This window comes from Streptomyces sp. W16 (assembly GCF_033194735.1).
GTDB lineage: Bacteria > Actinomycetota > Actinomycetes > Streptomycetales > Streptomycetaceae > Streptomyces.
In genome coordinates, this window is sequence record NZ_JAWOAI010000257.1 from 1 (window position 1) to 13,952 (window position 13,952).

Here is a 13,952-nt window from a genome sequence, read left to right on the forward strand (position 1 = left end):
GTGCCAAGGGCGGCCCCAAGCAGGGTCAGGGCACCGGGCGCGGGCGCTGGGCGCCGGCGACCTCGCGTGAGTACGACGCGCGGGCCGAGGAGCGCAACCGGGAGCGGTACGCGGGCAAGAAGGACATCAAGCCGCCCAAGACCTTCCCGGGCGCCGAGCAGGAGGGCGAGCGGCTGCAGAAGGTCCTCGCCCGCGCGGGCTACGGCTCCCGGCGCTCCTGCGAGGAGCTGATCGAGCAGTCCCGCGTCGAGGTCAACGGCGAGATCGTGGTCGAGCAGGGGCTGCGGGTCGACCCGGAGCACGACGAGATCAAGGTCGACGGGCTGACGGTGGCGACGCAGTCGTACCAGTTCTTCTCGCTGAACAAGCCCGCCGGTGTCGTCGCGACGATGGAGGACCCCGAGGGCCGGCAGTGCCTCGGCGACTACGTCACCAACCGCGAGACGCGCCTTTTCCACGTCGGACGGCTCGACACCGAGACCGAGGGTGTGATCCTGCTCACCAACCACGGCGAGCTGGCGCACCGGCTGACCCACCCCAAGTACGGCGTGAAGAAGACCTACCTCGCGCACATCGTGGGCCCGATCCCGCGCGATCTGGGCAAGCAGCTGAAGGACGGCATCCAGCTGGAGGACGGGTACGCGCGTGCGGACCACTTCCGGGTCGTCGAGCAGACCGGCAAGAACTACCTGGTCGAGGTGACCCTCCACGAGGGCCGCAAGCACATCGTGCGGCGCATGCTCGCGGAGGCCGGCTTCCCGGTCGACAAGCTGGTCCGCGTCTCCTTCGGTCCGATCACCCTGGGCGACCAGAAGTCGGGCTGGCTGCGACGGCTGTCGAACACCGAGGTCGGCATGCTGATGCAGGAAGTCGATCTCTAGGCCTGCCTGTTCATGGCCTGCTTGTGGCGGCCGGTTCCGGAATTCTCCGGGGCCGGCCGCTTCGTTTTCGGCCCCTTCGTTTTCGGCGTCTCGCTTTCGTCGAGTGCGGGGGTTGTGCGGGACCGCGGCCATTCTTTATAGTCGAAGTGACTATTAACGGGGTGGATCACCATGACCGCAACACCGGCCTACGACAAGTACGCCTTCGAACCCTTCGCCGTCACCGCCGACCTCGCCGTCCTCACGATCCGGGCCGGCGCCCTGCACGTCCTGCTCGTCGAGCGCGGCCAGGAGCCGTACGCCGGACACTGGGCGCTGCCCGGCGGCTTCGTGCAGCCCGACGAGTCCGCGGAGACGGCCGCCCGGCGTGAACTCGCCGAGGAGACCGGCCTGTCGGACGTCTCCGGGCTCCACCTGGAGCAGGTGCGCACCTACAGCGAGCCCGACCGCGACCCCCGGATGCGGGTCGTCACCGTCGCCTTCGCCGCACTGCTGCCCGACCCGCCCGAACCGCACGCCGGCAGCGACGCGGCGCAGGCCCGCTGGTTGCCGTACGACGCGCTCGGGCCGCTCGCCTTCGACCACGACCGGATCCTGGCCGACGCGCACGAACGGGTGGGCGCCAAGCTGGAGTACAGCTCCCTCGCCACCGCCTTCTGCTCGCCCGAGTTCACGCTCGGGGAGCTGCAGCAGGTCTACGAGACCGTGTGGGGTGCCGAGTTGGACCGCCCCAACTTCCGCCGCAAGGTGCTCGCCACGCCGGGTTTCGTCGAACCGGTGCTCGGCGGCGCCAAGTTGACCGGCGGTCGCGGCAAGCCGGCCGCGCTGTACCGCGCCGGGACCGCCACCACCCTGTATCCGCCGCTGCTCCGCCCGACCCGGGAAGGGAACCCCGCATGACCACGACCAGCGTCCGCAAGCGCGCCGCCACCGGAGCCCTGGTGGGCCTCGCCCTCGGGGACGCGCTCGGCTTCCCGACCGAGTTCAACGACGTGCCCTCCATCCTCGCCAAGTGCGGTCCCTGGCGGGAGATGGAGCTGCCGAGGCCCGCGATCGTCACCGACGACACCCAGATGACACTGGCGTTGGGACGGGGGCTGCGAACTGCCATGGATCGAGGGCTGCTTGGCCCGAAGCGGATGGAGCGGCCGGTGCGCGAGGAGTTCGTGGACTGGTACCTGTCGCCGGACAACAACCGTGCCCCCGGCCGGACTTGCCTCGTCGCCTGCAACCTGCTGAAGGCCGAGGACCGGCTCTGGCAGGACGCCAGCCAGATCGGTTCGAAGGGCTGCGGGGCCAACATGCGCGTCGCGCCGATCGGGCTCGTCCCCGGTCTGAGCAACGAACAGCGGTCCGGCGCGGCCCAGTTGCAGTCCGCGCTCACCCATGGCCACCCGACCGCACTCGCCGCGTCCGACCTCACCGCACACGCCGTACGGCTGCTCGCGCAGGGCGCCGAGCCCACCGGACTGGTCGGGCTGCTGCGGTCGTACGCCGTGGAGAACCGCACCCGCTACCACCACCGCTGGCTCGGCGACCTGTGGACCCGGAGCCAGGACCCCACGCCCGAGCACTTCATCGCGCGCGGCTGGGACGACTGCCTGGAGATCCTGGACCGACTCCAGGACGCGGTACGCGCCAACTCCCCGGAGACCGACCCGTGTCTGGCCACCGGTGCGGGCTGGATCGCCGAAGAGGCCCTGGCTACCGGGCTGTTGTGCTTCCTCCTCTTCGTCGAGGAACCGGTTACCGCCCTGCGCCGCGCCGCCTGCACATCCGGCGACTCGGACTCGATCGCCTGCCTCACCGGGGCGTTCGCGGGCGCGCACCTCGGTGCGGATGTCTGGCCCGAGGAGTGGGCGGGGCGGATCGAGTACCGGGGCGAGCTGCTGGCGCTCGGGGCCCTCTGGGACGCTTGACCGATGATCGACGTTCTGGACATCGACCTCAAGCCCGTGGTGGCTGAGCAGCCCGACCCCCTGCTCTTCGCCACGGTCTCCGGCGCGCACCTCTACGGCTTCCCGTCCCGCGATTCGGACGTGGACCTCAGGGGCGTGCACCTGCTGCCGACAGCCGAACTCGTCGGCCTGCGCGAGCCGGACGAGACACGGTCGAAGATGTGGCTGCGGGACGGCGTCGAGATGGACCTCGTCACCCACGACCTGCGCAAGTTCGTGCGGCTGATGCTGCGGCGCAACGGCTATGTGCTGGAGCAGCTGTTGTCCCCGCTCGTCGTGCACACCACCGACGCCCACCGGGAGTTGGCGGCCCTCGCACCGGGCGTCCTCACCAGCCATCACGCCCACCACTACAGGGGGTTCGCCACCACCCAGTGGGGGCTGTTCGAGAAGACCGGTGAACTCAAGCCGCTGCTCTACACGTTCCGTGTGCTGCTCACCGGCATCCATCTGATGCGCAGCGGCGAGCTGCAGGCCCATCTACCCACGCTGCTCGGGGAGGTCGACGCACCCCCGTATCTGCCGGAGCTGATCGCGGCGAAGGCGGAGCTGGAGCACGGGGGCGCCGACGTCGACCACGCGCGTGTGCTGGCCGATGTCGAGGGCCTGCACGGCGAGTTGGACGACGCACAGGAGGCGTCAGCCCTGCCGGACGCCCCGGGTGCCCACGACGCCCTGCACGAGTTCGTCGTCCGGGTCCGGCTGGAGGGCTGAGGCGCGGCGGACCCGGATCAGGAAGTCCTCCACCCGGCGCCGGTCCGGTTCCGGTGGGAGGGGGGTGCGGGCCGCCGCCTCGTCCGTCTCCGTCGCCAGGCGGGTCATCCACAACTCGACCTCCGGCCACGGGACTTCGCCGCGTCTGACGGAGAGCAGAGGGTCGCGCTGGTCGCCTACGTCAATCGTCAGGGTGCCCGTGCGGAGCAGGTCGCGGGCGCTCATCAGCAGGCGGAGCAGATGCATCGCGTGTTTCCAGCGGGGCGCTCCGTGCAGGCGGATGTCGGACTCCAGCTTCTTGCGCTGGCCCAACGCGTAGCGCGTGAACGTCTCGTGGACCTGGCGGGAGAGGAACGCGTCGCGCAGGGCGAGGAGTTCACGGCCGGTGTCGTCGACGTGCTCGACTTGCGGGGAGTGGAGGCACTCCAGGATGTTGGGGTTGGCGCGCAGGGCCAGTTCGCAGAAGCGCTCCAACTCCCAGCTGAACTGCTCCTGGGCCGGGCCCTCCACATGCGTCGGCGGTTTCTCGAAGCGCCAGAAGAGGGGAGTGGGGGCGAGGAACACGCCCCGGCGGTCCGTGTCGCTGCCCTCCGTCGCCAGGCCGAAGGCGCGCGAACCCATCACGCAGGCGTAGATCGTGTGGTCGCGGACCAGGGACTCGGGGTGCATTCCGGGAGCGTACGCGGCAGCTCACGCCAGGTGGATCGAATTTCCCTCCACCGTGATCTGCTCCGCCGGCAGCGGCTTCGGCGCCGGGCCGCCCGCCACGGAACCGTCCGCGATGTTGAACTTGCTGCCGTGGCACGGGCAGTTGATCGTGCCGTTCGCGACGGCGCTCACCGTGCAGCCCTGGTGGGTGCAGATCGCCGAGAAGGCCTTGAACTCGTCCTTCTTCGGCTGGGTCACCACGATCTTCTGGGCCTTGAGGATCTTGCCGCCGCCGACCGGGATGTCGGCGGTCTTCGCCAACTCCTGGCCGCCGGAAGCCTTTACGGACGACGAGCCCGAGGAGTCGTTGCTGTCGCCGTACTTGCTGCATCCGGCGGCGAGCGCGGCGGCCGCACCCGTCGCGAGGACCGTGCGGCGCGTCGAGCTGTCGGTCATGTAGTCACTCCGAAGGTGCGGAAGAACCAGAGGGCGGATGTCAGCCAGAGCAGGGTGAGGCCGGTGAAGACGAGTCCGCCGACGAGCGGCAGCAGCCAGCCGGGGAGGCGCTCCGAGCGGAGCAGCAGCATCTTGGCACTGAAGGCGCCGAAGAACAGGCATCCCAGGACGGAATGCCACATCACGCGTGTCGAGTACGTCTGGTAGCCGAACGCGTAGAGGCAGTGCACCGCGACCGGCACCGCCACCAGGAACGCGATCCGCCCCGACCAGCGGTGCAGCGTCGCCGACCAGCTCGGTCCCGGCAGCTTGCCGTAGACCATGAAGGCCGAGACGACCTGGACGAGGGCGAAGAAGAACGCGGTCGTCGCCAGCCAGGACTTCACCGCGCCCGTGCTGCTGAAGCCGGCGAGGTTGAAGGCGGTGCCCGCCGGGTCGTGGACCTTGCCGTAGACGCCGAGTCCGACGGCTACCGCAGCGGCTACCAGGGCCGGGACCAGGTAGCGGGCGGGGCTGTCGTGGGGGCGCGCGGGCGGTCGCGGGGGGTAGGACTGGGTGGCGGCGTTCGGGTCGGCGGTCATGATCGGCTCCCTGAGGCGGATGGTGGGTCAGGGGGTGACGGGCTGTGCCGTGAGCTGCTGTCCGTCGACCGTGACCGCGCCGGTCTCCGGGTCGATACGGGGTGCGGAGGCGGCCTTGCCGTCGCGGGTGACGATGCCGGTCTGGCGGCCGTTCGGCAGCACGATCCAGCCGCCGTCGATCTTGGCGCCGCGCACCTTGGCCGTCGCGCGCCACAGGCCGGACGGTTTGACGGCCTTGTCGGCGGTGAACGCGTACTTCCGGCCCTCGTCCTTGACGGTGCCGAGGATCTTCTTGCCCTGCTGGAGCTTTCCGTCGAGTACGGCGCCGTTCGGGGCGGTGAGTTTCATCGTGCCGTCGTCCGCGACCGGGCCCCGCAGCCAGGCCTCCTTGTAGCGGCCGTCGCAGAAGTACGCGACCGCCTTGCCGTCGCGGATCGTCACGGCGACCGAGGCGGTGTCGTCGTCGGTGCGTCCGGCGTAACTGGCGTTCGGCACGGCCGACTTCGACGGTGTCGGGCTGGGCGTGACGGTCGGAGTCGGTGACGCGGGCACCGATTTCTTCGGGGACACCGACGGCGTTGCCTCGCTGTACGAGGACGATGCGGTCTTCGTCCCCGACGTCACGTTGAGCGTCAGCATGAACAGGCCCAACAACAGGCCCGCCAGAAGAGTGAGCAGTGGTCCAGGACGCTTCATTACTGTCCTCCCCCGAGGCGAGCTACCAGCCCATGAGAGCGGACTCGGGGCCGTGGGTAAAGAGGCATACGGGGATGATCTCACCCCAAGTAGCGGAACCGGATGATTCAGGTGACATTGGCAGGGTTCGAGGCCGGGCCCCGACCTGCGGCCGGCCGTTCTCGAAAGGCGTGCGTCATGGCGGGCAACGATCTCGGCAGCCTTCTCGGCGGTCTTCTGGGCGGAGGCGGACAGAGCGGCGGTTCCGCTGGCAACATCCTGGGCGCGCTGCTCGGGTCCCTCGGCGGCGGTTCGGGCGGCAGTGGCGGCAACGGCGGCAGTCCGCTGGGCGGGCTCCTGGACATGCTCACCAAGTCCGGGCTGACCGATCAGGCGCAGTCCTGGATCGGCACCGGCGAGAACCAGTCCGTCACCGGCGCCCAGATCCAGCAGGCGCTGCCCGACGAGACCCTGCAGCAGGTCGCCCAGCAGGCCGGTGTCACCCCGGACCAGGCCGCGACCGAGCTCGCGCAGGCGCTGCCCCAGGCCGTCGACAGGCTCACCCCGGACGGGCAGCTGCCCCAGGCCGCCTCGCTGGAGGAACTGGTCCGGCAGCAGTCCCTGTGACCTGTCTCAGGGGGCGGGCGCCGGGCACCCCTGCCGGGCGGGCTGACTAGGCTGGTTGTACAGAGAGCCGGGTTGTACATCAGCGAGGAGCAGAGCAGTGGCGGTACGAGCGGTCCGGGGCGCCGTCCAACTGGACAGGGACGAGGCCGGCCACATGGACGAGCGGGTCGGCGAGCTGCTGACCGCGGTCCTGGAGCGCAACGGCCTCACCGCCGACGACCTGATCAGCGTCTGGTTCACGGCCACGCCCGACCTGCACAGCGACTTCCCGGCCGCCGCCGCCCGCAAGCTCGGCAGCGGCTTCGCCGACGTACCGCTGATCTGCGCGCAGGAACTCGACATAGAGGGCGCGCTGCCCCGCGTGGTCCGCGTCCTCGCGCACATCGAGTCCGACCTGCCCCGCACCGACATCGCGCACGTCTACCTCGGTGCCGCCGCCGCCCTCCGCAAGGACATCGCCCAGTGAGGACCGCGCTCGTCATCGGCACCGGGCTCATCGGCACGTCCGCCGCGCTCGCCCTCGCCTCACGCGGGGTCGTCGTCCACCTCGCCGACCACCACCCCGAGCAGGCTCGTACGGCCGCCGCGCTCGGCGCCGGTACGGAGGAGGCGCCGGAGGGTCCCGTGGACCTCGCGATCGTCGCCGCCCCGCCCGCGCTGGTGGCCGTTGTGCTCGCCGACGCGATGCGCCGGGGCGTGGCGCGTGGCTACCTGGACGTGGCCAGCGTCAAGGGCGGCCCGCGCCGCGAGCTGGAGGCGCTCGGCCTGGACCTGTCGTCGTACATCGGCTCGCACCCCATGTCCGGCCGCGAGAAGTCGGGCCCGCTGGCCGCGACCGGCGACCTCTTCGAGGGCCGCCCCTGGGTGCTGACGCCCACCCGCGACACCGACACCGAGGTGCTGAACCTCGCCCTGGAACTGGTCTCGCACTGCCGTGCCGTACCGGTCGTCATGGACGCCGACGCCCACGACCGCGCGGTCGCCCTCGTCTCCCACATGCCCCACCTGGTGTCCAGCATGGTCGCCGCTCGGCTGGAGAACGCCGAGGAGGCCGCCGTACGGCTGTGCGGGCAGGGCATCCGGGACGTGACCCGGATCGCCGCCTCCGACCCCCGCATGTGGATCGACATCCTCTCCGCGAACCCGGGGCCGGTCGCCGACCTGCTCACCGATGTCGCCGGGGACCTGGAGGAGACGGTGCGGGCGCTGCGCTCCCTGCAGTCCGCCGACGAGGGCAAGCGCCGGGAGGGCGTGGGCGGCATCGAGGACGTGCTGCGACGCGGCAACGCGGGGCAGGTCCGGGTCCCCGGCAAGCACGGATCCGCGCCGCGCGCCTACGAGATCGTGGCCGTCCTCATCGACGACCAGCCGGGCCAGCTGGCCCGGATCTTCGCGGACGCGGGGATGGCGGGGGTCAACATCGAGGACGTACGCATCGAGCACGCGACCGGGCAACAGGCCGGTCTGGTGCAGCTGATGGTGGAGCCGAAGGCGGCGCCCGTTCTGACGGCCGCGCTGCGCGAGCGAGGGTGGGCGATCCGGCAGTAGTGCCGCCCGGCCATCCGGCAGTAATCCGCCGTGCGGGGAGCCAGTAACCTTGTGCGGGGCACGATCGCGCCCCGCAGACTCCCACCACACCGCACCAGGAAGGTGTCCTCCCGTGGAAAACGGCGCCGCCCGGACCGCCCCGGCAGTGATTGTCGCCATCGACGGCCCCTCCGGCACGGGCAAGTCGAGCACGTCGAAGGCCGTGGCCGCGCAGCTCGGGCTGAGCTATCTGGACACCGGCGCCCAGTACCGGGCGATCACCTGGTGGATGGTGAACAACGGGATCGACCTGACCGACCCCACCGCGATCGCCGACGCGGCGGGCAAGGCGGAGATCGTCTCGGGCACCGACCCGGCGAACCCGACGATCAGCGTCGACGGCGTGGACGTGGCAGGACCGATCCGCACCCAGGAGGTCACCTCCAAGGTCAGCGCGGTCAGCGCGGTGCCCGAGGTGCGGGCCCGGATCACCGAGCTGCAGCGTTCGCTGGCCGCCGACGCGGAGCGGGGGATCGTGGTGGAGGGGCGGGACATCGGTACGACCGTGCTGCCCGACGCCGACCTGAAGATCTTCCTCACCGCCTCCCCGGAGGCGCGGGCCGCCCGCCGCAGCGGCGAGCTGAAGGGTGCCGACGTACAGGCCACCCGCGAGGCGCTGCTGAAGCGGGACGCGGCCGACTCCTCGCGCAAGACCTCGCCGCTCGCCAAGGCGGACGACGCGGTCGAGGTGGACACCTCAGACCTCACGCTCCAGCAGGTCATCGAGTGCGTCGTCACCCTCGTCGGGGAGAAGCGGGCCGCCAAGTGACCGCGCCAACCGCTCCAGCCGTTCCGTCGGAACGCGGCGCCGAGGTCGGCCGGCGCATCGGCGTCGGCCTGATGTACGGGCTGTGGAAGCCGCGCGTGCTGGGCTCCTGGAAGGTGCCCGCCGCCGGCCCGGTGATCTTCGCCGTCAACCACTCCCACGGCATCGACGGCCCGATGGTCATGGGCGTGGCACCCCGGCCGACGCACTTCCTGATCAAGAAGGAGGCGTTCGTCGGCCCGCTGGACCCCTTCCTGCTCGGCATCGGCCAGCTGAAGGTGGACCGCTCGATCGCCGACCGCACGGCGATCACCCGGGCACTGGACGTCCTGTCGGCCGGCGGCGTCCTCGGTATCTTTCCCGAGGGCACCCGGGGCGAGGGAGACTTCGCCTCACTGCGCGCGGGGCTCGCCTACTTCGCGGTCCGCAGCGGCGCTCCGATCGTGCCGGTGGCCGTGCTGGGAAGCTCGGAGCGGCGCGGACGGTTGATAAAGGCGCTGCCCCCGCTGCGCTCCCGCGTCGACGTCGTCTTCGGCGACCCGTTCGAGGCGGGCGACGGCTCCGGCCGCCGTACCCGCAAGGCGCTGGACGAGGCGACCGAACGGATCCAGAAGCAGCTGGCCGCCCACCTGGACGATGCCAGGCGCCTCACCGGGCGCTAAGAGACACTTGAGTAGTGGATCACCCGAAATTCCGGGGGCTCCACCGATCACCACGATGAACGAGGTACCGACTTCATGAACGACCAGATCCAGCCCGACGGCTCCGGCGAGGACCACGAGCACGGGGCGCTCGGCGACGCCGAGTACGCGGAGTTCATGGAGCTCGCCGCCGTAGAGGGCTTCGACATCGAGGACGTCGAGGGGGCCATCGAGGAGGCCGGTCACGGGCCGCTGCCCGTCCTCGCCGTAGTCGGCCGGCCGAACGTCGGTAAGTCGACTCTCGTCAACCGCATCATCGGCCGCCGCGAGGCCGTCGTGGAGGACAAGCCCGGCGTCACCCGCGACCGCGTCACCTACGAGGCCGAGTGGGCGGGCCGGCGCTTCAAGGTCGTCGACACCGGCGGCTGGGAGCAGGACGTCCTCGGCATCGACGCCTCCGTGGCCGCCCAGGCCGAGTACGCGATCGAGGCTGCCGACGCGGTCGTCTTCGTCGTCGACGCCAAGGTCGGCGCCACCGACACCGACGAGGCGGTCGTACGGCTGCTGCGCAAGGCCGGCAAGCCCGTAGTGCTGGCCGCCAACAAGGTCGACGGTCTGAGCGGCGAGTCCGACGCCTCCTATCTGTGGTCCCTGGGCCTCGGCGAGCCGCACCCGGTCTCCGCGCTGCACGGCCGCGGCACCGGCGACATGCTGGACGCCGTCCTGGAGGCGCTGCCGGAGGCGCCCGAGCAGACCTTCGGCGTCGCGGTCGGCGGCCCCCGCCGGATCGCCCTGATCGGCCGCCCGAACGTCGGCAAGTCCTCGCTGCTGAACAAGGTGGCGGGCGAGGAGCGCGTCGTCGTCAACGAGGTCGCGGGCACCACCCGTGACCCGGTCGACGAGCTCATCGAACTCGGCGGCGTGACCTGGAAGTTCGTCGACACGGCGGGCATCCGCAAGCGCGTCCACCTCCAGCAGGGCGCCGACTACTACGCCTCGCTGCGCACCGCCGCCGCCGTGGAGAAGGCGGAGGTCGCGGTCATCCTGATCGACGCCTCCGAGTCCATCTCGGTGCAGGACCAGCGCATCGTCACCATGGCCGTGGAGGCGGGCCGCGCCATCGTCCTCGCCTTCAACAAGTGGGACACCCTCGACGAGGAGCGCCGCTACTACCTGGAGCGCGAGATCGAGACCGAGCTGGCCCAGGTCGCGTGGGCGCCCCGGGTGAACATCTCGGCGCGCACCGGCCGCCACATGGAGAAGCTGGTCCCGGGCATCGAGACCGCCCTCGCCGGCTGGGAGACGCGTGTCCCGACGGGCCGCCTGAACGCCTTCCTCGGCGAGCTGGTCGCCGCCCACCCGCACCCGGTCCGCGGCGGCAAGCAGCCCCGCATCCTCTTCGGCACCCAGGCCGGCACCAAGCCCCCGCGCTTCGTGCTCTTCGCCTCCGGCTTCATCGAGGCGGGCTACCGCCGCTTCATCGAGCGCCGCCTGCGCGAGGAGTTCGCCTTCGAGGGCACCCCGATCCACATCTCGGTACGGGTGCGCGAGAAGCGCGGCAAGAAGAAGTAGCCGCAGCGGCAGCCGTATTACGGCCGGTTCTACGACGAGGAGGGCGGCCCCTGTCTCAACAGGGGCCGCCCTCCTCGTGTGCGTGCCGCGTCAGATGCCTCGGCGTGGGCCGGGCGGGAGGGCCGGGATGTGGTGCATCCCGGTGTGGCCGTGCTGCTGGCCGACGTGACCGAGCTGTCCGACGCGCTGCCACTGCGACTGCTGCCGGGCGCTGTAGGCCCCCGCGCTGTACGCGCTGTACGAACTCCCGCCGAACGAACCGCCGCCGAACGAGCCGGTGCTGTGCGGGCTGTGCCCGAAGGCGGTGAAGCCCAGCTCCTCCTCGCCGCTGCGGTCACCCGGCAGCGAGCGGAAGGTCTTGACCCACTCCGAGTAGAGCCGGTCGTAGATCGGCGTGGCCGATGGGCCGCCGGTGCTGTCCCGGTCCGATCGCGAGGACGGGATCGACTGGTAGGGCCGGCTGCGGGGAACATCGTATGCGTGCACGTATGTCCAAACGACGCGTGACCTGAAGGGATGCGGCTCAGGTGCCCGCGAGCGGGAGCGCGGAGCCGACCAGCTTGCCGTTCGCCGCCGCCTTGTCGAGCGCGCTGCGCAGCAGGTCCTCGCGGGGCTGACGGCCGATCGAGCCCACCGGTGCCGCGAACATCAGCACCTGCTGGTGCTTGTTGGCGGCGGCCCGCCAGCTGTCGGTGACCTGGAGCGCCTGGTGCGCCTGCCACCAGGCCACCGGGGAGCCGCCGTTGCTGCTCGGCTGCAGCACCGCGTGCAGCTGGCCCGCGGCGAGCAGCACCGACCAGCCGTGCAGCACCGGCGGCACGGTGGTGATCTCGCTGAGCGGCATGAAGCCCTGCTCGATCAGCAGCGGCAGGAAGTCGTCGCCGGCGCCGGTCGAGCCGGGCCGCACGATGGCCGCGGTCGGCTCGACCACCAGGGCGGGGTGCAACTCCCCTGAGATCAGGACGAGTCCGCTGGTCACACCGAGCACGGCCTGCTCGGGTACGGCCTTCTCCGGTGTGCCGGCCGGGGCGTGCGCGTTGCCGCTGATGGAGCGGACGGCGCCCTGCAGCTGCTCCTCGGTGACCTGGACGATCTGGGACGGCAGGCAGGTGGCGTGGGCGAAGGCGAGGACGGCGGTCTCGTCGCCGATGAACAGGACGGTGCTGGTGCGCTCCTGATCGGAGTCGCCCTGGGTGCGGCACGACGTGCAGTCGTAACTGCCCGGGGCGTTGTCTCCGGCGAGCAGCCGGTCGGCTTCTTCGTCGCCGATCTCGGCGCGTACGTCGTCGCTGACGTCGAGCATGCGCGGCACGGGTGGCTCCCTCGGAATGCGGTGCCCGGTGGGTCCCGGGCTCATGAAGAAGACAACGGACGATCTGTGGCGGGAGTCACGCTCCAGAGCGAACCGAATCCAACCAACCGAAGCACAGGGTCACACCGGGTACGGAATCGGACACTCCCTGTCAACTGCATGGAAATGCAAGGGAGTTGGTTGCGTGAACCGAGTCACAGCGTTAGGGGGCGGTTGGTCGAAAAATCAGTAAATGAGGGAATGTAGTGGGTGGCCGGAAAATGCCGCTACCTCGGGTAACGGTCAACTGGCCTGGCACGACGGGCCGTTGGTCGACACCGGCTCGTCCACGTCCGTACATTCCTCCACCGTGTGCAACGAGCACCGCTCGGGACACGTCCGCCGGCCGATCAAGCCAGTTCAACAGCACAGCCGCCGGCGGACGGGGCGGAGCGCGAGGACCACGTCGATGCGTGGGAGCCGCGAACCGCCTTGGGGGACCCCGGGTTGCTGGAGAGGGAACTACATGTCCGAATGTGCCGATACCACTCGCGACAACACGCCTGAGACCCACCGCAAGGGTCAGGCGCGGACGACGGCGGTCCTCGCCGGAGCGGCCCTGCTCGCCCCCCTGGGCGTGCTGGCGGCCACCGGCAACGCCGCGGCGGCCGACAGCGGAGTGTGGGACCGCATCGCCCAGTGCGAGAGCGGCGGCAACTGGCACATCAACACCGGTAACGGCTACTACGGAGGACTCCAGTTCTCCGCCGGCACCTGGCGCGCCTACGGCGGCTCGGCCTACGCGGCCACCGCCGACCAGGCCTCCCGGTCCGCGCAGATCACCGTGGCCACCAAGGTCCAGCACGCCCAGGGCTGGGGCGCCTGGCCGGTCTGTTCGGCCCGGGCCGGAGCGAGCGGCAGTGCACCCGCGGCCTCCTCCGGAACGGTCACCGAGAAGTCCACCAAGGCGAAGACGCCGAAGACGACGAAGAAGTCGTCCACCGAGTCGACGGTCAAGTCGACCAAGAAGTCCGCCCCGTCGAAGCCGGCGGCGAAGACGCCGGACCGGGGCACGAACAACGCCTCGCGCGGCACGTCCCGCGGCGACTACACGGTCCGCACGGGCGACACCCTCAGCGGCATCGCGGCCGAGCACGGGACGACCTGGCGGAAGATCTACGCCGCCAACAAGACCGTCATCGGCGGCGACCCCGATCTGATCATGCCCGGGCAGCAGCTCGACCTCTGAGCCGACCCGACTTCTGAGCCGATTCGACCTCAGAGTCGACCCGACTTCTGAGTCGACTCGGTACCTGAGCCGACTCGGCTTCCGAGTCGAAACGCTCCCGCCGCCCCCGCCAGGTCCGTCGACCCGGCGGGGGCCGGTCCGTCTCCTCGCCCTGCTCCCGGCCACTCCCGTCTAGTCCCGTTCGGCCGCCTCGCCGCTGAACACGACCGCCCCGCGCCGCAGTTCGTACACGAGGGCGGCCCGGCCGCGCAGCACGGGCGGCAGCCGCTGCTCGGCGACGACCACGCACGCGTCCAGCCCGCCCAG

The 13,952-nt window shown here is 70.8% G+C and carries 17 protein-coding genes and 1 pseudogene; 11 read left to right on the forward strand and 7 right to left on the reverse strand.

The genetic code is table 11. The annotated features are described in order from the left end of the window. The 4 genes from R6V09_RS29600 to R6V09_RS29615 all read left to right on the forward strand — a co-directional run. Positions 1 to 881 (forward strand): pseudouridine synthase (locus R6V09_RS29600; protein ID WP_317884516.1); only part of this gene is annotated, 881 nt, incomplete at its 5' end. A 171-nt stretch (positions 882 to 1,052) separates the two neighbouring features. Then, positions 1,053 to 1,781 carry an NUDIX hydrolase gene (locus tag R6V09_RS29605; protein WP_317884517.1) on the forward strand — a complete coding sequence of 243 codons (729 nt, stop codon included), beginning with the start codon at positions 1,053 to 1,055 and terminating at the stop codon, positions 1,779 to 1,781. Continuing rightward, positions 1,778 to 2,800, forward strand: a complete 1,023-nt coding sequence (locus R6V09_RS29610; protein WP_317884518.1) for an ADP-ribosylglycohydrolase family protein — start codon at positions 1,778 to 1,780, stop codon at positions 2,798 to 2,800. The genes R6V09_RS29605 and R6V09_RS29610 overlap by 4 nt, the downstream gene beginning before the upstream one ends. Before the next feature lie 3 nt (positions 2,801 to 2,803). Next, entirely contained in the window at positions 2,804 to 3,553 is a 750-nt protein-coding gene (locus tag R6V09_RS29615; protein WP_317884519.1) for a nucleotidyltransferase domain-containing protein, read from the forward strand. Here the strand turns inward: R6V09_RS29615 and R6V09_RS29620 are convergent. From R6V09_RS29620 to R6V09_RS29635, 4 genes are read right to left on the reverse strand one after another with little or no spacing between them, the layout of a single operon-like run. Beyond that, positions 3,479 to 4,222 carry a nucleotidyltransferase domain-containing protein gene (locus R6V09_RS29620; RefSeq protein ID WP_317884520.1) on the reverse strand — a complete coding sequence of 248 codons (744 nt, stop codon included), beginning with the start codon at positions 4,220 to 4,222 and terminating at the stop codon, positions 3,479 to 3,481. The genes R6V09_RS29615 and R6V09_RS29620 overlap by 75 nt on opposite strands. 21 nt (positions 4,223 to 4,243) lie before the next feature. Next, positions 4,244 to 4,657: a Rieske (2Fe-2S) protein gene (locus tag R6V09_RS29625; protein ID WP_317884521.1), complete on the reverse strand. Its 414-nt coding sequence runs from the start codon at positions 4,655 to 4,657 to the stop codon at positions 4,244 to 4,246. Beyond that, positions 4,654 to 5,238 carry a DUF6529 family protein gene (locus tag R6V09_RS29630; protein ID WP_317884522.1) on the reverse strand — a complete coding sequence of 195 codons (585 nt, stop codon included), beginning with the start codon at positions 5,236 to 5,238 and terminating at the stop codon, positions 4,654 to 4,656. The genes R6V09_RS29625 and R6V09_RS29630 overlap by 4 nt, the downstream gene beginning before the upstream one ends. Before the next feature lie 27 nt (positions 5,239 to 5,265). Continuing rightward, positions 5,266 to 5,934 (reverse strand): hypothetical protein, encoded by a 669-nt coding sequence (locus tag R6V09_RS29635; protein ID WP_317884523.1) that lies wholly within the window; start codon positions 5,932 to 5,934, stop codon positions 5,266 to 5,268. Positions 5,935 to 6,111: 177 nt separating this feature from the next. On the opposite strand from R6V09_RS29635, the gene R6V09_RS29640 reads away from it, so the two are divergent. The 6 genes from R6V09_RS29640 (at position 6,112) to der (ending at position 11,106) form a co-directional block, all read left to right on the forward strand. Beyond that, positions 6,112 to 6,540 carry a YidB family protein gene (locus R6V09_RS29640; protein ID WP_317884524.1) on the forward strand — a complete coding sequence of 143 codons (429 nt, stop codon included), beginning with the start codon at positions 6,112 to 6,114 and terminating at the stop codon, positions 6,538 to 6,540. A 97-nt stretch (positions 6,541 to 6,637) separates the two neighbouring features. After that, positions 6,638 to 7,006, forward strand: coding sequence for a chorismate mutase (aroH, locus tag R6V09_RS29645; RefSeq protein ID WP_317884525.1), 369 nt, complete (start codon positions 6,638 to 6,640; stop codon positions 7,004 to 7,006). Continuing rightward, positions 7,003 to 8,088 carry a prephenate dehydrogenase gene (locus R6V09_RS29650; protein WP_317884526.1) on the forward strand — a complete coding sequence of 362 codons (1,086 nt, stop codon included), beginning with the start codon at positions 7,003 to 7,005 and terminating at the stop codon, positions 8,086 to 8,088. The genes aroH and R6V09_RS29650 overlap by 4 nt, the downstream gene beginning before the upstream one ends. A 112-nt stretch (positions 8,089 to 8,200) precedes the next feature. After that, positions 8,201 to 8,896, forward strand: coding sequence for a (d)CMP kinase (gene cmk / locus R6V09_RS29655; protein WP_317884527.1), 696 nt, complete (start codon positions 8,201 to 8,203; stop codon positions 8,894 to 8,896). Next, on the forward strand, positions 8,854 to 9,555 hold the full coding sequence (locus R6V09_RS29660) for a lysophospholipid acyltransferase family protein (RefSeq protein WP_317884528.1): 702 nt from the start codon (positions 8,854 to 8,856) through the stop codon (positions 9,553 to 9,555). The genes cmk and R6V09_RS29660 overlap by 43 nt, the downstream gene beginning before the upstream one ends. Positions 9,556 to 9,630: 75 nt before the next feature. Beyond that, positions 9,631 to 11,106 (forward strand): ribosome biogenesis GTPase Der, encoded by a 1,476-nt coding sequence (gene der / locus R6V09_RS29665; RefSeq protein ID WP_317884529.1) that lies wholly within the window; start codon positions 9,631 to 9,633, stop codon positions 11,104 to 11,106. A 90-nt stretch (positions 11,107 to 11,196) separates the two neighbouring features. On the opposite strand, the gene R6V09_RS29670 is transcribed toward der, so the two are convergent. Together R6V09_RS29670 and R6V09_RS29675 are read right to left on the reverse strand one after the other, a co-directional pair. Then, a complete protein-coding gene (locus tag R6V09_RS29670) occupies positions 11,197 to 11,592 on the reverse strand; it encodes a hypothetical protein (RefSeq protein ID WP_317884530.1) in 396 nt (131 codons plus the stop codon). A gap of 37 nt (positions 11,593 to 11,629) precedes the next feature. Beyond that, the gene (locus tag R6V09_RS29675; protein WP_317884531.1) at positions 11,630 to 12,418 is read right to left on the reverse strand and encodes a hypothetical protein; all 789 of its coding nucleotides are present in this window, start codon (positions 12,416 to 12,418) and stop codon (positions 11,630 to 11,632) included. Positions 12,419 to 12,923: 505 nt separating this feature from the next. On the opposite strand from R6V09_RS29675, the gene R6V09_RS29680 reads away from it, so the two are divergent. After that, positions 12,924 to 13,646 (forward strand): transglycosylase family protein, encoded by a 723-nt coding sequence (locus R6V09_RS29680; protein ID WP_317884532.1) that lies wholly within the window; start codon positions 12,924 to 12,926, stop codon positions 13,644 to 13,646. Positions 13,647 to 13,817: 171 nt separating this feature from the next. On the opposite strand, the pseudogene R6V09_RS29685 reads toward R6V09_RS29680, so the two are convergent. Beyond that, positions 13,818 to 13,952: pseudogene (locus tag R6V09_RS29685) on the reverse strand (ABC transporter); the annotation flags it as partial.